Origin of the sequence: Streptomyces sp. NBC_00299 (assembly GCF_036173045.1) — a bacterium.
GTDB lineage: Bacteria > Actinomycetota > Actinomycetes > Streptomycetales > Streptomycetaceae > Streptomyces > Streptomyces machairae.
On the sequence record NZ_CP108039.1, the window covers coordinates 7,023,188 to 7,043,699 of the forward strand.

The 20,512-nt window shown below is 70.4% G+C and carries 18 protein-coding genes; 10 read left to right on the forward strand and 8 right to left on the reverse strand.

Annotated elements, in window-relative coordinates; all coding sequences use genetic code 11:
* Positions 1–68 precede the first annotated feature (68 nt).
* From OHT51_RS31255 to OHT51_RS31270, 4 genes are all read left to right on the forward strand, one after another.
* Positions 69–1,013: an RluA family pseudouridine synthase gene (locus tag OHT51_RS31255; protein WP_328882250.1), complete on the forward strand. Its 945-nt coding sequence runs from the start codon at positions 69–71 to the stop codon at positions 1,011–1,013.
* Positions 1,010–1,492: a GNAT family N-acetyltransferase gene (locus tag OHT51_RS31260; RefSeq protein WP_328882251.1), complete on the forward strand. Its 483-nt coding sequence runs from the start codon at positions 1,010–1,012 to the stop codon at positions 1,490–1,492. Before OHT51_RS31255 ends, OHT51_RS31260 begins: the two co-directional genes overlap by 4 nt.
* An 87-nt stretch (positions 1,493–1,579) precedes the next feature.
* Positions 1,580–3,166, forward strand: a complete 1,587-nt coding sequence (locus OHT51_RS31265; protein ID WP_328884505.1) for a Na+/H+ antiporter — start codon at positions 1,580–1,582, stop codon at positions 3,164–3,166.
* 38 nt (positions 3,167–3,204) lie between these two features.
* Positions 3,205–3,945 (forward strand): SDR family NAD(P)-dependent oxidoreductase, encoded by a 741-nt coding sequence (locus OHT51_RS31270; protein ID WP_328882252.1) that lies wholly within the window; start codon positions 3,205–3,207, stop codon positions 3,943–3,945.
* Between the two features lie 5 nt (positions 3,946–3,950).
* Here the strand turns inward: OHT51_RS31270 and OHT51_RS31275 are convergent, their stop codons facing one another.
* Positions 3,951–5,069: a mechanosensitive ion channel family protein gene (locus OHT51_RS31275; RefSeq protein WP_328882253.1), complete on the reverse strand. Its 1,119-nt coding sequence runs from the start codon at positions 5,067–5,069 to the stop codon at positions 3,951–3,953.
* 95 nt (positions 5,070–5,164) lie between these two features.
* Here OHT51_RS31275 and OHT51_RS31280 point away from each other — a divergent pair, with 95 nt between their 5' ends.
* On the forward strand, positions 5,165–5,734 hold the full coding sequence (locus OHT51_RS31280; RefSeq protein WP_328882254.1) for a dienelactone hydrolase family protein: 570 nt from the start codon (positions 5,165–5,167) through the stop codon (positions 5,732–5,734).
* 52 nt (positions 5,735–5,786) lie between these two features.
* On the opposite strand, the gene OHT51_RS31285 is transcribed toward OHT51_RS31280, so the two are convergent.
* From OHT51_RS31285 to OHT51_RS31300, 4 genes are all read right to left on the reverse strand, one after another.
* A complete protein-coding gene (locus OHT51_RS31285) occupies positions 5,787–7,448 on the reverse strand; it encodes an alkaline phosphatase D family protein (RefSeq protein WP_328882255.1) in 1,662 nt (553 codons plus the stop codon).
* A gap of 93 nt (positions 7,449–7,541) precedes the next feature.
* Complete coding sequence (locus OHT51_RS31290; protein WP_328882256.1) at positions 7,542–8,381, reverse strand: thioredoxin domain-containing protein; 840 nt, start codon at positions 8,379–8,381, stop codon at positions 7,542–7,544.
* A gap of 78 nt (positions 8,382–8,459) precedes the next feature.
* The gene (locus tag OHT51_RS31295) at positions 8,460–9,158 is read right to left on the reverse strand and encodes a hypothetical protein (RefSeq protein WP_328882257.1); all 699 of its coding nucleotides are present in this window, start codon (positions 9,156–9,158) and stop codon (positions 8,460–8,462) included.
* A gap of 89 nt (positions 9,159–9,247) precedes the next feature.
* Positions 9,248–10,573 carry a DUF2252 domain-containing protein gene (locus OHT51_RS31300; protein WP_328882258.1) on the reverse strand — a complete coding sequence of 442 codons (1,326 nt, stop codon included), beginning with the start codon at positions 10,571–10,573 and terminating at the stop codon, positions 9,248–9,250.
* A gap of 206 nt (positions 10,574–10,779) precedes the next feature.
* Here OHT51_RS31300 and dnaE point away from each other — a divergent pair, with 206 nt between their 5' ends.
* The gene (gene dnaE / locus OHT51_RS31305) at positions 10,780–14,319 is read left to right on the forward strand and encodes a DNA polymerase III subunit alpha (protein ID WP_328882259.1); all 3,540 of its coding nucleotides are present in this window, start codon (positions 10,780–10,782) and stop codon (positions 14,317–14,319) included.
* 107 nt (positions 14,320–14,426) lie between these two features.
* Here dnaE and OHT51_RS31310 read toward each other — a convergent pair whose 3' ends face one another.
* The gene (locus OHT51_RS31310) at positions 14,427–14,591 is read right to left on the reverse strand and encodes a hypothetical protein (RefSeq protein WP_328882260.1); all 165 of its coding nucleotides are present in this window, start codon (positions 14,589–14,591) and stop codon (positions 14,427–14,429) included.
* A gap of 245 nt (positions 14,592–14,836) precedes the next feature.
* Here OHT51_RS31310 and OHT51_RS31315 point away from each other — a divergent pair, with 245 nt between their 5' ends.
* The 4 genes from OHT51_RS31315 to OHT51_RS31330 all read left to right on the forward strand — a co-directional run bounded on the left by OHT51_RS31315 (position 14,837) and on the right by OHT51_RS31330 (position 18,936).
* Complete coding sequence (locus tag OHT51_RS31315) at positions 14,837–16,054, forward strand: NYN domain-containing protein (RefSeq protein WP_328882261.1); 1,218 nt, start codon at positions 14,837–14,839, stop codon at positions 16,052–16,054.
* A 156-nt stretch (positions 16,055–16,210) separates the two neighbouring features.
* Positions 16,211–17,185, forward strand: coding sequence for an ABC transporter ATP-binding protein (locus OHT51_RS31320; protein ID WP_328882262.1), 975 nt, complete (start codon positions 16,211–16,213; stop codon positions 17,183–17,185).
* A gap of 88 nt (positions 17,186–17,273) precedes the next feature.
* Positions 17,274–18,098: an ABC transporter permease gene (locus OHT51_RS31325; protein WP_328882263.1), complete on the forward strand. Its 825-nt coding sequence runs from the start codon at positions 17,274–17,276 to the stop codon at positions 18,096–18,098.
* Between the two features lie 34 nt (positions 18,099–18,132).
* Positions 18,133–18,936, forward strand: coding sequence for an AAA family ATPase (locus tag OHT51_RS31330; protein WP_328882264.1), 804 nt, complete (start codon positions 18,133–18,135; stop codon positions 18,934–18,936).
* Positions 18,937–19,245: 309 nt separating this feature from the next.
* Here the strand turns inward: OHT51_RS31330 and ybaK are convergent, their stop codons facing one another.
* Positions 19,246–19,749, reverse strand: a complete 504-nt coding sequence (ybaK, locus tag OHT51_RS31335; protein WP_328428385.1) for a Cys-tRNA(Pro) deacylase — start codon at positions 19,747–19,749, stop codon at positions 19,246–19,248.
* Between the two features lie 21 nt (positions 19,750–19,770).
* Positions 19,771–20,508, reverse strand: a complete 738-nt coding sequence (locus OHT51_RS31340) for an LON peptidase substrate-binding domain-containing protein (RefSeq protein WP_328882265.1) — start codon at positions 20,506–20,508, stop codon at positions 19,771–19,773.
* Positions 20,509–20,512 lie beyond the last annotated feature (4 nt).

Consider the following 20,512-nt stretch of genomic DNA (forward strand, 5'->3'; position numbering starts at 1 on the left):
GGCCGCTCTGCCTGAGTTATCCACAGGCTCCGTACTGGGGGCTCCGGCCCGTCCGGCATACTCGACGGGTGAGCACGATTCCCGAGATCCGCACCCTGCCCGTGCCCGACGGCCTGGAGGGCGAGCGTGTAGACGCCGCCATCTCCCGCATGTTCGGCTTCTCCCGTACCAAGGCCGCGGAGCTTGCCGCGGCGGGGAAGGTCACGGTCGACGGCTCGGTGGTCGGGAAGTCCGAGCGGGTGCACGGCGGGGCCTGGCTCGAGGTGGAGATGCCGCAGGCGCCCGCCCCGGTCCAGATCGTCGCCGAGCCGGTCGAGGGCATGGAGATCGTGCACGACGACGATGACGTGGTCGTGATCGTCAAGCCGGTCGGCGTCGCCGCGCATCCGTCGCCGGGCTGGAGCGGCCCCACGGTGATCGGCGGCCTGGCCGCCGCCGGGTACCGCATCTCGACGTCCGGCGCCGCAGAGCGCCAGGGCATCGTGCACCGGCTCGACGTGGGCACCTCCGGGCTGATGGCCGTGGCCAAGTCGGAGCGCGCGTACACGTCGCTCAAGCGCCAGTTCAAGGAGCGCACGGTCGACAAGCGCTACCACACGCTCGTCCAGGGCCACCCCGACCCGACCAGCGGCACCATCGACGCACCCATCGGCCGCCACCCCACCCACGACTACAAGTGGGCGGTCACAGCCGACGGCAAGCCCTCGATCACGCACTACGACCTCATCGAGGCGTTCCGCGCGGCCTCCCTGCTCGACGTGAAGCTGGAGACCGGCCGCACCCACCAGATCCGCGTCCACATGGCCGCCCACCGGCACCCCTGCGTCGGCGACCTCACCTACGGCGCCGACCCGACGCTGGCCAAGCGGCTCCGGCTGACCCGCCAGTGGCTGCACGCCGTGCGGCTCGGCTTCGAGCACCCCGGGGACGGCCAGTGGGTCGAGTTCGAGAGCGACTACCCCGCCGACCTGCAGAAGGCCCTGGACCAGGTCCGCGAGGAGACGTGGGGATGAGCACTGCGTCGCCGGTCCCGTCGTACGCCGTACGTGTTGCCGAGGACCTCGCCGACCGCGAGGCCTGCTTCGCGGTGCGCAAGGAGGTCTTCGTCGTCGAGCAGGGCGTCCCGCAGGAGATCGAGTACGACGCCTACGACGCGGGTGCCGTACATGTGCTCGCGGTCCGGGAGGACGGTACGCCGCTGGGCACCGGGCGTCTGCTGTACGGGGAGGCGGCCGCGGCGAAGGTCGACGGCGATCCGTCCGTGGGATCGCTGGGGCGGCTCGCCGTGACCCAGGCGGCGCGCGGCCTCGGCGTCGGGGCGGCCCTGGTGCGGGCCATCGAGGAGGCGGCCCGCGCGCGTGGGCTCGCGGCCGTGGATCTGCACGCGCAGACACATGCGCTGGGGTTCTACGAGCGGCTGGGGTACGCGGCGTACGGCCCGGAGTTCCCGGACGCGGGGATGCCGCACCGGGCGATGCGGCGCGCTCTTTAGCAAAGGCCCCTAAGGCGCTGGTGGGAAGGGTGCCATGGCAGGCTTGAGGTCTGCTGTGTGGACCCCGATCTCACCGGAGCGCTGACCGTGGATCAGTTGGCCCTGTTGTTCGTGCTGTTGCTCGGGGCCGTGGTGAGTGTCCCGGTGGGGGAGCGGCTCGGGTTGCCGGCGCCGGTGCTGATGACACTGCTCGGGATCGTTCTCGCCCTGCTCGAATTCGTGCCGAACGTCGAGATTCCCCCGGATCTGATCCTGCCGCTGCTGTTGCCACCGCTGCTCTACGCGGCCGTACGGCGCACGTCGTGGCGGCAGTTCGCGGCGAATCTGCGGCCCATCCTCCTGCTGGCCGTGGCGTTGGTGTTCGTCACGACGCTGTGCGTCGCCGCCGTCGCCCACGCGATCGTGCCGGGGCTGCCGCTGGCCGCCGCCGTGGCGCTGGGGGCACTCGTCGCACCGCCCGACCCCGTCGCGGCGACCGCTGTCGCCGGGCAACTGGGGCTGCCTAGGCGCCTGGTGTCCATCCTGGAGGGCGAGGGGCTCTTCAACGACGTGACGGCCATCGTGCTCTACCACGTGGCGATCGCCGCCGCCGTGAGCGGGACCTTCTCCCCGTGGGAGGCCGGACTCGACCTGGTGCTCTCCGCCGTGGTGGCGCTGGCCGTCGGGCTCGGCCTCGGCTGGGGCGCCAACAAGCTGATGGACCTGCTCGGCGACGCGACCCTGCAGATCTCGCTCACCCTGCTCGTGCCGTACGCCTCGTACGTGCTGGCCGAGGAACTCCACGGCTCCGGTGTGCTCGCCGTGCTCGTTACCGCCCTGTTCCTCGCCGAGTACGCCACCGATGCCGACGACGTGATGACGCGGCTCGCCGGGCACACCTTCTGGGACATCGTCGACACGCTGGTCACCGGCGTCGCCTTCGGACTGATCGGGCTCGAACTGCACATCGCCGTGCGGACGGCGTCCGGGCGGTGGAGCGAGATGCTCGGCTGGGCGGCCGCGGTGGTCGGCGTCGTCGTGGCGGTGCGGCTGCTGTGGCTGCTGCCGGCGACCTGGCTCACCAAGCGCATGCACGCGAGACGGGACTACGACGAGGAGATCCCGACGAGCTGGCGCGAGACCGTCGTGATGTGGTGGTCGGGGATGCGCGGCGTCGCCTCGGTGGCCCTGGCGCTGGCGGTTCCGCTGGAGACGGACTCGGGCGCGCCCTTTCCCGACCGGGACGAGATCGTGTTCATCGCCTTCGGGGTGATCATGGCGACGCTGGTACTGCAGGGGCTGACCCTGCCGTGGCTGGTCAAGCGGCTCGGGGTGCGCGCCGACAGCGATCAGGAGAAGGAGTTCGAGAAGCAGCTCGCGGTGCGCGCGGCCAAGGCGGCGAAGCGGCGGCTGCGGGAGATCGAGGACGTCGAGGACCTACCCGAGGAGCTCTCCGAGCAGATGCTGCGCCGGGCGTTCGAAATCGGGGTGCGAATCAGCCCGGAGATGGGCGAGGAGGAGCGCAGGGAGGCCTCTCAGCAGCGGGTGCGGCGGCTGAAGCGGGTGCGGCGCATCCAGGGTGAGCTGCTGAGTGCGGCGCGGCACGAGGTGCTGGCGGCACGCAGTGAGCCGGGCGCCAATCCCGAGGTGGTGGACCGGGTGCTGCGGCATTTGGACGTGCGCAGTCTGCGGTGATCCCGCCGCCCGCGGCCGTCCCTCCGTACGCTCTGATCATGGCTCGCAACGTGGTGATCAGTGGTGGCGGTACGGGAATCGGGCTCGCGACGGCGCAGCTGTTCGCGGCGGACGGGGATCAGGTGCTGCTGCTCGGGCGGCGCGCCGAGGTGCTGGAGCAGGCCGGCGTGCCCGGGGCCCTCACCTACGCCGTGGACCTGAGCAAGCCGCGCGGGGCGCGGGGCGTGGAGCGCTTCGTGGCGGCGGAGCTCGGCACCGTGGACGTGCTGATCCACAGTGCCGGAGGGGCCGGCCATCTGGAGCCCAAGGTGGACAGCGACGAGCCCCTCGACGTCGTCCTGCACAACTGGAGCCTCAACTTCGGCCTCAACACCCTGACCGCGGCCCTGCTCACCGAGGCCCTGAAGGACCGGCTCGCCGACCCCGGCGGGCGGGTGCTGTTCATCGGCTCCATCGCCGCGTTCCGGGGGTCCGGCAACGTGGCGTACGCGGCGTCCAAGGCGGCGCTGCATCCGTACGCCCATGATCTGGCCCGGCGGTTGGGGCCGCGCGGGATCACCGTGAACGTGGTGGCACCCGGGTACGTCGAGGACACCGAGTTCTTCGGCGGCGCGATGGACGAGGAGCGGCGTGACCGGCTCGTCGCGGAGACGTCGACCGGGCGTGCGGCCACGCCCGGCGACGTCGCCGCGACCCTGCACTGGCTGGCGTCCCACGCCGCCGGGCACATCACCTCGCAGATCATCCAGGTCAACGGCGGGGCCGAGCGCGGCCACTGAACCCCTCAGGGGCGCTCCGGGCGCGCCGTCGGCTGGTGGTCGTGCTGGTGGGTGCGGCGGGCAGGGATGCGGCCGGGGACGGGGAAGCCGGGCGGCAGGGCCGCGTCCGTCGCGTTGACGCGCGGCAGCGCGTACGGGTGCTCGTCGGCCAGCCAGCGGACCAGCTGCTCGCGCACCGTGACCCGCACCGTCCACAGGTCGTCGGCGTCCTTCGCCGTGACCAGGGCCCGCACCTCCATGGTGCTGGGCGTGGAGTCGGTGACGACCAGGCCGTAGTCGCGGCCGTCCCATGCCGGGCACTCGCGCAGGATGTCGCGGAGCTTCTCGCGCATCTTCTCCATCGGCGCCGAGTGGTCGACGTGGAGGAAGACGGTGCCGGTCATCTGGGCGCCGCCACGCGACCAGTTCTCGAAGGCCTTCGACGTGAAGTACGACACAGGCATCGTGATCCGGCGCTCGTCCCACGTCCGTACGGTCAGGAACGTCAGCGTGATCTCCTCGACGGTGCCCCACTCGCCGTCCACCACGACCGTGTCCCCGAGGCGCACCATGTCCCCGAAGGCGATCTGGAACCCGGCGAACATGTTGCTCAGCGTGGACTGGGCCGCGACACCGGCGACGATGCCGAGGATGCCGGCCGAGGCCAGCAGCGAGGCACCGGCCGCGCGGAACGCCGGGAAGGTCAGCAGCATCGCCGCCACGGCGACCACGCCGACGACCGCCGCCACCACACGCATGATCAACGTCACCTGCGTGCGCACCCGCCGGACCCGGGCCGGATCGCGGTGGACACGGGCGTAACGGCTGTACGTCGTCTCGACGACCGCCGCCGCGATCCGGATCGCCAGCCAGGCGGCCGCTCCGATCAGCACCAGCGTCAGCACCCGGCCGGCGGCAACCCGGTTCTCCTGGAGCAGCTCGGCCTCGTCGTACGACCCTCTGAGCAGGGCCGCGCACAGCACGAGCTGGTAGGGCACGCGGGCGCGGCGCAGCAGACCCCACAGGGGCGTCTCACTGTTCCGTTCGTCGGCCTTGCGCATGAGGCGGTCGGTTGCCCACCCGATGATCAGGGTGAGCAGGACCGAGCCGCCGATCACGATCAGCGGGCGGAGTATGTTCTCCATGCCTTCGAACGTAACCAGCAGAGGGGGGTCATGAACATGTGCGTCGGCGAGGCGGTGGTCACGGCGTTGTCGGACCCGGCTGGCACCATGGCCTCATGAACATCGTGCTCTTTCACTCGACCTATGGCCTCAGGCCCGCGGTGCGCGAGGCAGCGGACCGGCTGCGCGCCGCCGGACACGAGGTGTGGACGCCGGACCTCTTCGAGGGACGCACGTTCGACACGGTCGAGGAGGGCATGGAGTTCAACGAGCAGATCGGCAAGGACGAGGTGCTGAAGCGGGCCGTGCTGGCTGCCGCGCCCTACTCGGACAGAGGGCTGGTCTACGCCGGGTTCTCGCTCGGCGCGTCCATCGCACAGACCCTGGCGCTCGGCGACGAGAAGGCGCGCGGTCTGCTGCTCCTGCACGGCACGTCGGACATCGCGGCGAACGCCTCGGTGGACGAGCTGCCGGTGCAACTGCATGTCGCCGAGCCGGACCCGTTCGAGACGGACGACTGGCTGAGCGCCTGGTATCTCCAGATGGGCCGGGCGGGCGCCGACGTCGAGGTGTACAGATACGCGGGGGCCGGCCACCTCTACACCGACCCGGAGCTGCCGGACTACGACGAGGAGGCCGCCGAGGCCACCTGGCGGGTGGCACTCGGCTTCCTCGAGACCCTCTAGGGGCCGTTCGGCGAGGCCGTACGTCCGCGTCAGACGGGATCGTACGTCCGCGTCAGACGGGATCGTACGTCCGCTCGACCTTCTGCGTGCCGCTGCGGGTGCGGTAGGAACGGGCCCAGGACGAGGTCGCGGCCTGCTTCGTCTTGTCGGACAGGACGTAGTAGTCCATCTGCGCGCGCTCGGCCGTGATGTCCAGGACGCCGTAGCCGTGGCGGTCGGTGTCGATCCAGTGGACGTGCCGGTTGGCGGCCTTGATGATCGGTGAGGCGATCGCGGAGACCGTGCCCTCGGGGACCTTCACGATGTCGTCGAGGTTGTCGGAGGTGACCGACGTGACCACGAACTCCGTGGCGGCGGAGGCGGACAGCGGGTAGGTACCGGCGTCCACCGGCACGTCGTTGGCCCATGCCATGTGGATGTCGCCGGTCAGGAACACCGTGTTGCGGATCGCGTTCGAGCGCAGATGGGCGAGCAGCTCCCGGCGGTCGTCCGTGTAGCCGTCCCACTGGTCGGTGTTGAGGGCGAGGCCCTCCTGCGGCAGGCCCAGCAGCTTGGCGAGCGGCTTGAGCAGGTCGGCGGTGAGGGAGCCGATCGCGAACGGCGAGATCATCACCGAGTTGCCGACCAGGCGCCAGGTGGTGTCGGAGGACTTCAGCCCCGCCTTCAGCCAGTCCAGTTGGGCTCGCCCGGTGAGCGTACGGTCCGGGTCGTCGACGTCGCCGTTGCCGACGGCGGCCTGCTGCGAGCGGAAGGAGCGCAGGTCGAGCAGGGAGAGGTCGGCGAGCTTGCCGAAGCGCAGGCTGCGGTAGGTGGTGCCGGCGATCGCCGGGCGCACCGGCATCCACTCGAAGTAGGCCTGCTTGGCGGCGGCCTGGCGCGCGGCCCAGGTGCCCTCGGCGCCCTCGGTGTGGTTCTCGGCGCCGCCCGACCAGGTGTCGTTGGCGATCTCGTGGTCGTCCCAGATCGCGATGACCGGCGCCTTCGCGTGCAGGGCCTGGAGATCCGCGTCCGTCTTGTAATGGCCGTGCCGGATGCGGTAGTCGGCGAGCGTGAGGATCTCGTGGGTGGGCGCGGTCTGCCGCACGGACTTGCCGCGCGTGCCGTACTGGCCGGCGCCGTACTCGTAGATGTAGTCGCCGAGGTGCAGCCAGGCGTCCAGGTCGCCGCGGGCGGCGAGGTGACGGTACGAGGCGAAGTAGCCGGCCTCCCAGTTGGCGCAGGAGACCACGCCGAAGCGCAGACCCGCGACGGACGCGTTCGCCGCCGGCGCGGTGCGGGTGCGCGCCACCGGGGAGTCCGTGCCGCCGGCCGAGAAGCGGAACCAGTAGTCGGTGGCCGGCTCCAGGCCGCGTATGTCCGCCTTGACGGTGTGGTCGGAGGCGGCCCTCGCGGAGGTCGAGCCTTTGGCGACGATGTTCATCAGCGCCTTGTCCCGGGCCACGACCCAGCTGACCTCGGTGTCCGGACCGAGGCCCGAGCCGGGGGTGGCGTCGGGGGTGGGCGTCACCCGGGTCCACAGCAGGACGCCGTCCGGCAGCGGGTCACCGGAGGCGACGCCGTGCAGGAAGGCGGGGGCCGCGTCGGCGGCCTTGGCGGGCAGCGCGGCGGCCAGCGGGCCGGCCAGCACAGCCGTCGCCGCCGCGGCCTTGACGACCGTACGGCGGCGCGGGGTAAGGGAATTGAGCTGCTCGGATGATCTGTATCGACTGGTCACAGCCGATCAGGTTACTGAGCGGTATGAGCAAGAGCGGGCGAACTCGTGAAAGTTCGCCCGCTCTTCACGCGGAGGCCGGTATCCCGGTCGGCGTCAGCCCTTCAGAGCCGCGTCCACCGCCTTGGTGTACTCGGCGGCCGTCCACGGCTGGTTGGGGTTGGAGGTCTTCAGGATCTTGCCGTCCACGACGAAGCTCGGGGTGCCCGTCACGCCGTCCTTGTTGGTGTCGAAGGACTTGGACATGGCCAGCGCCCAGGCGTCGTACGTGCCCTTCTTCACGGCGTTCTGGAACTTGGCGTTGTCCTTCAGGGCGGGGACCGAGTCGCCGATCTCGATCAGGTACTTGTCGTCCGCCAGCTTGTCCTCGGACTCCGCCGGGTGGAACTTCGCCGAGTAGAGCGCGGTCTTGTACTCGAGGAACGCCTCCGGGCTCACGTTCAGCGCGGCGCCCATGGCGCTCATCGCGTTCTTGGAGCCCTCGCCGTTGGAACCGATCTTGCCGTCCTTCAGCCCGTCGCCGTCGAGGAACGTGCCGCCGACGAACTGGAGCTTGTACTTGCCGTCCTCGATGTCCTTGTCGACCGTCGGGCCGACGGCCTGCTCGAACGAGGCACAGACGGGGCAGCGCGGGTCCTCGTAGATCTTGACCGTCTTCTTGGCGCTGTCCTTGCCGACGACGACGGTCGTGCCGTTCGTGCCGGTGGTGTTGGCCGGGGTGACGACCTTCTTGTCCTTCACGGCCTCCCAGTGGCTGGGCTTGTTGGCCTGGACGACCGCGTAGCCGATGCCGCCGGCCGCCGCCAGGACGCCGACGACCGAGGCGGCGACGATGAGTTGCCGCCTGACCTTCGCGCGCTTGGCCTCGCGCTCGCGCTCGGCGCGCAGCCGCTCCCGGGCCGCCGACTTCGACGCCTGGCTGTTCCGCTTGCTCATGTTGGTGTTCTCCATGGGGACGCGCACATAGGTGCGTGCGAGATACGTATGGGGTGGAAGGTGCTGCTCAAGTGCCGTTCACGCGCAGGTGAAGGCGGGCGAGCACGGTGGTCCACGCCGTCCCAGGGAGTGCACGAAGAGGCGGTTCCGGGCGGCGGCCGTCCGACGGGTGGGGCGCGGCAGGCGGCGGCCCGACCGGGGCAGCCGTACGGCCACGGCCGCCACCGCCAGCAGCAGCGGGCGGAACGTCGTCGCCGTGACCGCCCGCACCAGCTGGGCCAGCGCCCGCTCGCCGCGACGCAGCCACGCGGCGGCGAGGAGGCCGACGCCGACGTGCGCGCCGAGCAGCAGCCAGGCGGTGGACGGGTCGGCGTGGGCGAGGAGACCGCCGAGCTTGTCGGGGTCGGTGCCGGTGACCTGGGCCAGCGGGGTGCCGACCCGGGTGCCGTCGCCGCACAGGACGTCCCAGCCGACCGAGGCCAGCGGCCCGGCGACCGGTCCGCCCGCCTTGCCGTAACAGACGTGCTGGCCGGTCGTGAGGATCGTGTCGGCGGCCAGCTCCAGCGGGATCAGCAGGGCGGCGATCCGCCCGAAGGTCCGCTCGCGGCCGGCCAGGGTGAACGCGAGGACGAACACGGCGGCGGCGAGCAGGGCCACCGTGTTCAACGGCAGGGGCGCCCGCGAGAGCAGCACGTGCGACGCGGTGCTGAGCGTCACGACGAGTGACGTGAACAGCGCCGCGCGTACGGCTCGCAGCTGGGTCCCGGATATGTCCATAGCGGTGGAGAGTGTGTCACGTGGGCCTGTAAGAGACCCCTAAAGGGTGCCTGTGAAGAGACGGTGAGGGCCAGTGAACGGCCTTTCCGTCACAGACCCGGAATCCGGCCGTTGCGGAACAGGTCCACAAAGGTCTGGTGGTCGGCACGCGCGCGTGCGCCGTAGGAGTGCGCGAAGTCGACCAGCAGCTCGGCGAAGCCGTCCTCGTCGGCCGCGATCGCCGCGTCGATGGCCCGCTCGGTGGAGAACGGCACCAGGGACTCGCCGGAGGTGTCGTCCGCCGCCGCGTGCATGGTGGCCGTGGCCCGCCCGAGGTCGGCGACCACCGCCGCGACCTCCTCCGGGTCGTCGATGTCGCCCCAGTCCAGGTCCACGGCGTACGGCGAGACCTCGGCGACCAGCTGGCCCGCGCCGTCCAGCTCGGTCCAGCCCAGCCACGGGTCGGCGTTCGCCTGCAGGGCGCGCTGGGAGATCACCGTGCGGTGACCCTCGTGCTGGAAGTAGTCGTGCAGCGCCTGGTCCGTGATGTGCCGGGAGACGGCCGGGGTCTGGGCCTGCTTGATGTAGATCACGACGTCGTTCTCGAGGGCGTCGGTGTGGCCCTCCAGCAGGATGTTGTACGACGGCAGTCCGGCCGAGCCGATGCCGATGCCGCGGCGGCCGACCACGTCCTTCACCCGATACGAGTCCGGGCGGGCCAGCGACGCGTCCGGCAGCGTCTCCAGGTAGCCGTCGAAGGCGGCCAGCGCCTTGTACCGGGTGGCCGCGTCCAGCTCGATGGAGCCGCCGCCCGGCGCGAAACGGCGCTCGAAGTCACGGATCTCGGTCATGGAGTCCAGCAGCCCGAAGCGGGTCAGCGAGCGGGCGTCCCGCAGCGCGTCCAGGAGCGGGCCCTGCGCGGTGTCCAGCGTGAAGGGCGGGACCTCGTCGCTCTTGGCGCCGGTCGCCAGGGCGTGCACACGCTCGCGGTACGCGCCCGCGTAGATCCGCACCAGCTCGGTGATCTGCTCGTCGCCGAACGCCTTGGCGTACCCGATGAGGGCGACGGAGGCGGCGAAGCGCTTGAGGTCCCACGTGAAGGGGCCGACGTACGCCTCGTCGAAGTCGTTGACGTTGAAGATCAGCCGGCCGTTGGCGTCCATGTACGTGCCGAAGTTCTCCGCGTGCAGATCGCCGTGGATCCACACGCGCGAGGTGCGCTCGTCGAGGTACGGTCCGCCGCGCTTCTCGGGCTCCAGGTCGTGGTAGAAGAGGCACGCCGTGCCGCGGTAGAACGCGAAGGCCGAGGCCGCCATCTTCCGGAACTTCACGCGGAACGCGGCCGGGTCGGCGGCCAGGAGCTCGCCGAAGGCGGTGTCGAAGACGGCGAGGATCTCGTCGCCGCGCTGCTCGCCGTTGAGCTTGGGGACCGACATCGCTGGGTGCCTCCTGGTGCATGAACGTGTACGACAGCGTTTCTGTCGTCTTCAACGGGCGGGGGCGGACGAAAGTGCCCGTCGTCCCTCGCTGTGAAGGTACGCGGGGCAGCCCTCTGACTGTCAGTGCCGAGGCATAGACTTCGACGCTGTCCCCCGAACTGTCCGCCAGCCCGTCGCCGAGCGTTTTCCCTGGAGGCCACGCCGTGTCAAAGCCGCCGTTCACGCACCTGCACGTCCACACCCAGTACTCGCTGCTGGACGGTGCCGCGCGGCTGAAGGACATGTTCGACGCGTGCAATGAGATGGGCATGACGCACATCGCCATGTCCGACCACGGCAACCTCCACGGGGCGTACGACTTCTTCCACAGCGCGAAGAAGGCCGGAGTCACCCCGATCATCGGGATCGAGGCGTATGTCGCCCCCGAGTCCCGGCGCAACAAGCGCAAGATCCAGTGGGGCCAGCCGCACCAGAAGCGCGACGACGTCTCCGGCTCCGGTGGTTACACCCACAAGACGATGTGGGCCGTCAACAAGACGGGCCTGCACAACCTCTTCCGGCTGTCCTCGGACGCGTACGCCGAGGGCTGGCTGCAGAAGTGGCCACGGATGGACAAGGAGACGATCTCCCAGTGGTCCGAGGGGATCGTCGCCTCCACCGGCTGCCCCTCCGGCGAGCTCCAGACCCGGCTGCGCCTCGGCCAGTACGACGAGGCCCTGAAGGCCGCCGCCGACTACCAGGACATCTTCGGCAAGGACCGCTACTTCCTGGAGCTGATGGACCACGGCATCGAGATCGAGCACCGGGTCCGCGACGGCCTGCTGGAGATCGGCAAGAAGCTCGGCATCCCCCCGCTGGTCACCAACGACTCGCATTACACGTACGCGCACGAGGCGACCGCCCATGACGCCCTGCTGTGCATCCAGACCGGCAAGAACCTCTCCGACCCGGACCGCTTCAAGTTCGACGGCACCGGCTACTACCTGAAGTCCACGGACGAGATGTACGCCATCGACTCCTCGGACGCCTGGCAGGAGGGGTGCGCCAACACGCTCCTCGTGGCCGAGATGGTCGACACCGACGGCATGTTCGAAAAGCGCGACCTCATGCCCAAGTTCGACATCCCCGAGGGCTTCACCGAGGTCACCTGGTTCAAGGAGGAGGTGCGCCGGGGCATGGAGCGCCGCTTCCCCGGCGGCATCCCCGACGACCGCCAGAAGCAGGTCGAGTACGAGATGGACGTCATCATCCAGATGGGGTTCCCGGGCTACTTCCTCGTCGTCGCCGACTTCATCATGTGGGCCAAGAACAACGGCATCGCGGTCGGCCCCGGCCGAGGTTCCGCGGCCGGCTCGATCGTCGCCTACGCCATGGGCATCACCGACCTCGACCCGATCCCGCACGGCCTGATCTTCGAGCGGTTCCTCAACCCCGAGCGCGTCTCCATGCCCGACGTCGACATCGACTTCGACGAGCGCAGGCGCGTCGAGGTGATCAGGTACGTGACGGAGAAGTACGGCGCCGACAAGGTCGCCATGATCGGCACCTACGGCAAGATCAAGGCGAAGAACGCCATCAAGGACTCCGCGCGCGTGCTGGGCTACCCGTACGCGATGGGCGACCGCCTCACCAAGGCGATGCCCGCCGACGTCCTCGGCAAGGGCATCGACCTCGACGGCATCACCAACCCCACGCACCCTCGCTACAGCGAGGCGGGCGAGATCCGCGGGATGTACGAGAACGAGCCGGACGTCAAGAAGGTCATCGACACCGCGAAGGGCGTCGAGGGCCTGGTGCGTCAGATGGGCGTGCACGCCGCCGGCGTGATCATGTCCAGCGAGCCCATCGTCGACCACGCCCCGATCTGGGTGCGGCACACCGACGGCGTGACCATCACGCAGTGGGACTACCCGCAGTGCGAGTCGCTCGGCCTGCTGAAGATGGACTTCCTCGGCCTGCGCAACCTGACGATCATGGACGACGCCGTCAAGATGGTGAAGTCCAACAAGGGCATCGACCTCGACCTGCTGTCTCTGCCGCTCGACGACCCGAAGACCTTCGAACTCCTCCAGCGCGGCGACACCCTGGGCGTCTTCCAGTTCGACGGCGGTCCGATGCGTTCGCTGCTGCGGCTGATGAAGCCCGACAACTTCGAAGACATCTCCGCCGTGTCGGCGCTGTACCGTCCGGGCCCGATGGGCATGGACTCGCACACCAACTACGCCCTGCGCAAGAACAAGCTCCAGGAGATCACCCCGATCCACAAGGAGCTGGAGGAGCCCCTCGAAGAGGTCCTGGCCGTCACCTACGGCCTGATCGTCTACCAGGAGCAGGTGCAGAAGGCCGCCCAGATCATCGCCGGGTACTCGCTCGGCGAGGCCGACATCCTGCGCCGCGTGATGGGCAAGAAGAAGCCCGACGAGCTGGCGAAGAACTTCGTCCTCTTCCAGAAGGGCGCCCGCGACAAGGGCTACAGCGACGAGGCCATCCAGGCCCTGTGGGACGTGCTGGTCCCCTTCGCCGGCTACGCGTTCAACAAGGCGCACTCCGCCGCGTATGGCCTGGTCTCGTACTGGACCGCCTATCTGAAGGCCAACCACCCCGCCGAGTACATGGCCGGACTGCTCACCTCGGTCAAGGACGACAAGGACAAGTCGGCCGTCTACCTCAACGAGTGCCGGCGCATGGGCATCAAGGTGCTCCCGCCGAACGTCAACGAGTCGGTGCACAACTTCGCCGCGCAGGGCGACGACGTGATCCTCTTCGGCCTCGAAGCCGTCCGCAACGTCGGCACGAACGTGGTGGAGTCGATCATCAGGAGCCGCAAGGCCAAGGGCAAGTACGGCTCCTTCCCCGACTACCTCGACAAGGTCGAGGCCGTGGCCTGCAACAAGCGGACCACGGAATCGCTGATCAAGGCGGGCGCGTTCGACAGCCTGGGGCACACCCGCAAGGGCCTCACCGCGCACTTCGAGCCGATGATCGACAACGTGGTCGCGGTCAAGCGCAAGGAGGCCGAGGGCCAGTTCGACCTCTTCGGCGGCATGGGCGAGGAGGAGAGCAACGAGCCCGGCTTCGGACTCGACGTCGTCTTCACCGAGGACGAGTGGGAGAAGACCTATCTGCTCGCCCAGGAGCGGGAGATGCTCGGTCTGTACGTCTCCGACCACCCCCTGTTCGGCCTGGAGCACGTGCTGTCCGACAAGGCCGACGCGGGCATCGCCCAGCTGACCGGCGGCGAGCACGCGGACGGTGCCGTCGTGACCATCGGCGGCATCATCTCCGGCCTCCAGCGCAAGATGACCAAGCAGGGCAACGCCTGGGCGATCGCCACCGTCGAGGACCTCGCCGGTTCCATCGAGTGCATGTTCTTCCCGGCGACGTACCAGCTGGTGTCGACCCAACTCGTCGAGGACGCCGTCGTGTTCGTCAAGGGACGCCTCGACAAGCGCGAGGACGTGCCGCGGCTGGTCGCGATGGAGCTTCAGGTCCCCGACCTGTCGAACGCGGGCACCAACGCGCCCGTGATCCTCACCATCCCGGCCACCAGGGTCACCCCGCCGATGGTCAACCGCCTCGGCGAGATCCTCAGCCATCACAAGGGCGACAGCGAGGTCCGCATCAAGCTCCAGGGCCCGACCAAGACCACGGTGCTGCGGTTGGACCGGCACCGTGTGAAGCCCGACCCGGCGCTCTTCGGCGACCTCAAGGTGCTGCTCGGGCCGTCCTGTCTGGCGGGCTGAACGACCGCGCGCCGAAGCGCCGGCGCTGAAAGCGCGAGAGGGGCGCACCTCGTACGAGGTGCGCCCCTCTCGATGTGCCTGGGTCTCAACGACCCGATATGCAGATGTCAGTTGTGACCGAAGCGCTTCTGCCGGCCCTTGCGGGCCATGTCGCCGGGAGTCACCTGCGAGGCGCGCTGCTCGGTCTGCGTCTCCATCGCGGACTGCTGAGCCTGCTGCTGACCACGCTCGGACTGCGGCTGCTTCCGGTCCTGCTTCTTGTTCTTGGCCATGGTGATGCCTCCTGTGGGGGATCTAGGGGCCAGGGCCGGGACCAGACTCACATAGGCTGACTAAGAACGCATTTCGGATAATTACCGTGCGTAACAGCGGTTGTCGGGGCGTGAGGCATGGCGCGCTGGGGATTCGATGCCCCGAAACGCCACGCCGAAGATCGAGTTCGCCCCGTTAACCTCCGCGTGGTCGGGCAGACTCGAAGGAAGCCCGAAGCAAACCTCCCGGGAAGAGGGTGAGTCGCGTGGACCGCTGCATCGTCCTGGTGGACGCCGGGTATCTGCTGGGGGCCGCCGCCAGCCTGCTCGCCGGGGAACCATCCCGGTCCCGGATCACCGTCGATCACACCGCCCTCATCCAGGGGCTGCGCGAACGCGCCGAGTCCGACACCCAGCAGCCCCTGCTGCGCATCTACTGGTTCGACGGCGCCCCCGACCGCGTCCCCCAGCCCGAGCACCGCAGGTTGCGGGTGATGCCCCGGGTCACCGTCCGGCTCGGTGCCCTGACCCGAAGCGACGGCCGCTGGGCACAGAAGGGCGTGGACGCCGCGATGCACGCCGAGCTGACCGAACTGGCCCGCAACCGCGCCTGCTCGGACGTCGTGCTGGTGACCGGTGACGGGGATCTGCTGCCGGGCATGATGGCCGCCAAGGAGCACGGGGTCGCCGTACATCTGTGGGCCGTGCAGGCCGCCGACGGTGACTACAACCAGTCCGAGGACCTGGTCGCCGAGGCGGACGAGCGGCGCGTCCTCGACCGTTCGTGGATCACCAAGGCCGTACGCGCCAAGGAGCTCACCGGGGTGTGCGCGCCGCCGCCCGTGCCCCGGCCCGAGATCGCCGCGATCCTGTCCGCGCCGCTGCCCGACTCCGCGCTCGGCGCGACGACCCGGCGGACCGCCGACGAGAGCGAGCACGCGCAGGCCGCCGCCTCGGAGAACGGCACGCAGGAGCGGGTGCCCGCGCCCAAGGGTGTGCCCACGCCGAAGGACCTCGCCGCCCTGCGTGCGCCCGGTGTGCCGCCCGCCCCGACCCCGGCGAGCGCGACCCTGCGCTGGTCCTCCGACAAGGGCTGGGTCGACCGGCCCGGCGTCGCGGCCGAGCCGGCCGACGCCGCCTCCATGCCGACCCTCGCGCAGCTGACCACCGCCGAGCAGCGCTGGGCCGACCGGGAGGAGGACATCACGACGGTCGGCGGCGATCCCTACGAGGTGGGGCAGGTCTTCGCACGGCGGTGGATGGAGCGGCTCGGGGAGCAGAGCAATCTGCAGAAGCTGTCCGGGATGTACCCGCGGATCCCGCACCGGATCGACGGGGAGCTGCTCAGGTACGCGGCCCGGTTCGGGTTGCTCGCACACAAGGACGACCAGATCGACGAGCACGACCGGTACGCGATCCGTGCCGGGTTCTGGCGGGAGATCGACGTACGCACGGCCGCGGAGCATGCGCCTGCCGGGGAGTGACCCCGGCGAATTCCGGGTTACCGGCGGATTTCTTACGGCAAGCAGGCGATTTGTGCCCAGTGGCCGCCCCGGGCACGGAACGGGGGTCCGGACCCCGTAGGCTCGTCCCTTGTGAGTACGCGCGCGGCACAGGCATTTCGGCACGATGGTGATGTCGTGTGCGCCCTGCGTGGGCTGACGAAGACCTACCCGGCCGTACGTGGACGCCGCGGAACGCCGGCCACGCCCGAGGTACGGGCCACCGACGACGTACGGCTGGACATCCGGCGCGGCGAGATCTTCGGACTGCTCGGGCCCAACGGGGCCGGCAAGACCACGCTCGTGCGCCAGCTCACCGGCTTGATGCGGCCCGACGCCGGGAGCGTCGAGATCCTCGGGCACGACATCGTGCGGCATCCGGAGCGGGCCGCGCGGATTCTGGCGTACCTCGGCCAGGAGTCGACCGCCCTCGACGAGCTGACCGTCTCGCTCGCCGCGGAGACGACCGGGCGGCTGCGCGGCCTGGACGTCCGGGACGCACGGGCCGAGCGGGACGCCGTACTCGACGAACTCGGGCTCACGCCGCTCGCGGGGCGGCCGCTGAAGAAGCTGTCCGGCGGGCAGCGGCGGCTTGCCTGTTTCGCCGCCGCGCTGGTGGGGGAGCGACCGCTGCTCGTGCTGGACGAGCCGACCGCCGCGATGGACCCGGTGGCACGGCGGGCCGTGTGGTCGGCCGTGGACCGGCGCCGGGCCGAGCGCGGCACGACGGTGCTGCTCGTCACCCACAACGTCATCGAGGCCGAGACCGTGCTCGACCGGGTCGCGGTGCTCGACCGGGGCCGCGTGATCGCCTGTGACACGCCGTCCGGGCTCAAGGAGCGCGTCGCGGGCGAGGTCCGGGTCGACCTGCTGTGGCGGGACCGGCCGCCACTGGACGTGCCCGAGGTCGCCGCGCTGCAGGACCGGGTCGTGGAGTCCGGGCGTCGCTGGACGCTGCGGCTCGCCCCCGAGGAGGCCCGCGCGGTCGTCGCCACCGTCACCGGCGGGGCCGCCTTCGCCGCGCTGGACGACTTCACGCTCGCCACGCCGAGCCTGGAGGACGTCTATCTGGCGCTGGGCGGCGCCGCACAGCAGGGGCTGGTGAAGGCTTGAGCACGCAGACCGCCGTATCCGTATCCGTATCCGTACGGATCAGGGCCACCTCCCCCGTGAACCCCCGTGTGAAAGGGAGCAGCGCCACGTGAGTGTCGTACCCGCCGAGGTTCTGCCGGGCAGCGCCCTGGCCGTGGACGAGACGGCCGCGCCGGCCGTGGCCGAGCTCGGACCGCGTGCGCGGCTGTGGCCGTCGCTGTGCGCCGTGTACCGGGCGCAGCTGTCCCGGGCGCGGGTCGCGCGTATCCCGCTGCTGTTCGTGGCGACCTTCCAGTCGATCGGGATCATGATCCTGATGCGCGGGGTCGTGGACGGCGGGGCCGAGGCGCAGGCCGTGGTGGCCGGGTCGTCCGTGCTCGTGGTCGCCTTCGTCGCGCTGAACCTGCTCGCGCAGTACTTCGGGCAGCTGCGGGCCAGCGGCGGGCTCGATCACTACGCCACCCTGCCGGTGCCGCCCGCCGCGGTGGTGCTGGGCGCGGCGGGGGCGTACGCCTCCTTCACCGTGCCGGGGACCGTGGTGACGGCCGCCTTCGGGTGTGCGCTGTTCGGGTTGCCGGTCGCCCATCTGTGGGTGCTCGTCGCCGTGATCCCGCTGGCGGGTGCCGCGCTCGCCGGGCTGGGCGCCGCGCTCGGGCTGCTCGCGCCGCGGCCCGAACTGGCCACGCTCCTCGGGCAGCTGGGAATGTCCGCGGCCCTGCTGCTGGGTGTGCTGCCGGCCGACCGGATGCCGGAGGCGGTCCGGTTCACCCGGGACCTGCTGCCGTCGACGTACGGCGTGGAGGCCTTCGCGCGGACCTTCGGGGAGCGGCCCGACTGGGCGTTCGTGCTCGGGGATCTGGCCGTGTGCGCAGTGGTCGGCGTCGTCTCGCTGGCCGTCGCCACCTGGGCGTACCGCCGGGCGGCCGTCCGGTGACGCGTCGCACAGGGCGGCCTGGCACGATGGCAGGGTGACCGCTCCGCTGACTCCACCACCGCCCCCGCGTGACCAGTCCTCGAACAATGCGTGGCAGCCGCCCGCCGGTGGGCACGCGGGTTCCGCCTCCTACGGAGCACCGCAAGGTGCTCCGCACGACGCCGTGTACGGGGCTCCGCCCGGTGCGCCGAGTCCTCACGGCCCTCATGGCCCCCATGGCTCTCACGGCCCGTACGGCATATCTGGCTCGTACGAACAGGACGGTCCCGGCATGAAGACCGAAGTGCGAGAGGCCGCCGTGGTTGCGGTGGTCGTGGCGTTCTTCGGGGCGCTGCTCGGGGTGCTGTGGTGGTGGCTGGCGCCGAGTGTGCCGCTGGTCGGGGACGTCGTCGACAAGAGCTGGGTCGTCTACTTCAAGGACTCCGAGGGGGAGCAGGCCGTCGGGGTGGACGGAACGTTTACTCTGCTTGCGCTCGCGTTCGGGCTGGTCAGTGCGGTGGGTGTGTTTCTGTGGCGGCGGCGTGGGGGTGTGCCGTTGGTGGTTGCGCTGGCGGTCGGGGGGTTTCTCGGGTCGTTGCTGGCGTGGCGGGTCGGGGTGTGGCTCGGGCCTACCGAGGATGTGATCGCTCACGCGCAGGAGGTGGGCAAGGGGGTTACGTTTTCGGCGCCGTTGAAGTTGGGGGCGAAGGGGGTGTGGCTGGCGTGGCCTCTTGCGGCGTTGGTGGTGCACCTCGGGCTGACGGCGTTGTTCGGGCCTCGGGATGCGGATCCGTATCAGGGGCCAGGGCCCTCTGCGGGGCATCAGCAGGCGGGGCCGTACGGGGTGCCGCCGGCGTAGGGGTGGGGATGGTGGCACGCCGGGGGGATTTCGCCCCGCCGCCCCTACCCTTCCCGTCCTGAAGGGGCGCTGCCCCTTCGACCCCGGACCTGGGGGCTGCCGCCCCCAGACCCCCGCTTCGGCCCTGAACGGGCCTCGTCCTCAAACGCCGGACAGGGGCTCGGGTAACCAAGCCCCTTACAGAACTCGCCCCCTACGCCGGGCGCCGCCCATGGTTCGAGCGGCCCTTCTTGGTGCGCCACTTGCGTTTCCGGGTTTTCTTCGACATGTCCCTCGTACTTAACCGAGGGGACCGGGTTCGTCGAGGGGTCACGCACGCCCGATGGGGGCCAGGGTCGCGTTCGTGAGGGTGGTCAGGTCGGTGGGGGAGAGTTCGACCTCCAGGCCGCGGCGGCCCGCCGAGATGCAGATCGTGGGGTGGGCGGAGGCCGAGGCGTCCAGGACCGTGGGGAGTCTCTTGCGCTGGCCGAGGGGGGAGATGCCGCCCCGGACGTAGCCTGTGGTGCGTTCTGCCAGGGCAGGGTCGGCCATCGCGGCGCGCTTGCCGCCGACCGCTGCCGCCAGGGCCTTGAGGTCCAGTTGGCCGGCGACCGGCACCACGGCCACGGTGAGGTTGCCGTCCACGTCCGCGACCAGCGTCTTGAAGACCCTGTCGGGGGACACACCCATCGCCTCGGCCGCCTCGTCCCCGTAGGAGGGGTGGGACGGGTCGTGGTCGTAGGAGTGGGTCGTGTAGTCGATGCCCGCTGCGGTCAGGGCCACGGTCGCCGGGGTGCCGCCCGACTGCTGCTGCTTCTTTGACTTCTTCGCCATGTCGTTCCGGTCAGTTCCCGCTCAGTTGAGGCTCGTCGGGCCGCGCGTCAGGTCCGACGCCGGCAGGGACGGCAGCGTACGGATGATCGAGGTCTCGGTGCGAAGGAGTTTCAGCTCGTCGCGCAGGCGGGACGCGATGTCGGGGGACTGGAGCAGGCGTTGCTTCGTCGGGGTGTCCAGCATCATCGCGGCCGCCACCAGGTAGGAGACGACCGACGGCTGGTCCGGGAGGTCGGCCGTGGTGGAGAGGGAACGTTCGCGGGCGCCCGCCAGGCGCTTCTGGTACTGACGGAAGGCGCGCAGTACGCCCTCGGCCAGAGCCCCGGCCTCCTCGCCCGCCTCATCGGGCAGTTCTTCCAGTTCCGCCGTGAGGAAGGGGCCCGACGCGTCCACCGACAGCAGGCGCACCCGTGTCGTGCCGGTCGCCAGCACCTCGAAGGTGCCGTCGGCCCGCTCCCGGATCGTCGCCGCGTCCGCCACACACCCCACCCCGTGGAACGCCTTGACCGGGTCCGGGCCGAAGCCCGCCGCCGGGCCGCGGTCGGGCAGCGCCGTGGGATCCGGCATGCCGGGGGCGCTCTGGGCCACCTCGTGGCCGTCGCGGATCGCCACGACGGCGAAACGGCGCGCTTCCTCCTCGGGGGTCTTGAGGAGATCACGCATCATGGCGCGATAGCGCTCCTCGAAGACGTTGAGCGGCAGCACGAGACCCGGGAACAGCACCGAGTTCAGGGGGAAGAGCGGAAGGCGGACGGTCACGGCG

Bases quoted from the DNA above. Each gene is read 5' to 3' on its own strand.
- OHT51_RS31260 (WP_328882251.1), top strand. From the start codon at position 1,010: ATGAGCACTGCGTCGCCGGTCCCGTCGTACGCCGTACGTGTTGCCGAG.
- OHT51_RS31270 (WP_328882252.1), top strand. From the start codon at position 3,205: ATGGCTCGCAACGTGGTGATCAGTGGTGGCGGTACGGGAATCGGGCTC.
- OHT51_RS31275 (WP_328882253.1), bottom strand. From the start codon at position 5,069: ATGGAGAACATACTCCGCCCGCTGATCGTGATCGGCGGCTCGGTCCTG.
- OHT51_RS31280 (WP_328882254.1), top strand. From the start codon at position 5,165: ATGAACATCGTGCTCTTTCACTCGACCTATGGCCTCAGGCCCGCGGTG.
- OHT51_RS31290 (WP_328882256.1), bottom strand. From the start codon at position 8,381: ATGAGCAAGCGGAACAGCCAGGCGTCGAAGTCGGCGGCCCGGGAGCGG.
- OHT51_RS31295 (WP_328882257.1), bottom strand. From the start codon at position 9,158: ATGGACATATCCGGGACCCAGCTGCGAGCCGTACGCGCGGCGCTGTTC.
- OHT51_RS31300 (WP_328882258.1), bottom strand. From the start codon at position 10,573: ATGTCGGTCCCCAAGCTCAACGGCGAGCAGCGCGGCGACGAGATCCTC.
- OHT51_RS31310 (WP_328882260.1), bottom strand. From the start codon at position 14,591: ATGGCCAAGAACAAGAAGCAGGACCGGAAGCAGCCGCAGTCCGAGCGT.
- ybaK (WP_328428385.1), bottom strand. From the start codon at position 19,749: ATGGCGAAGAAGTCAAAGAAGCAGCAGCAGTCGGGCGGCACCCCGGCG.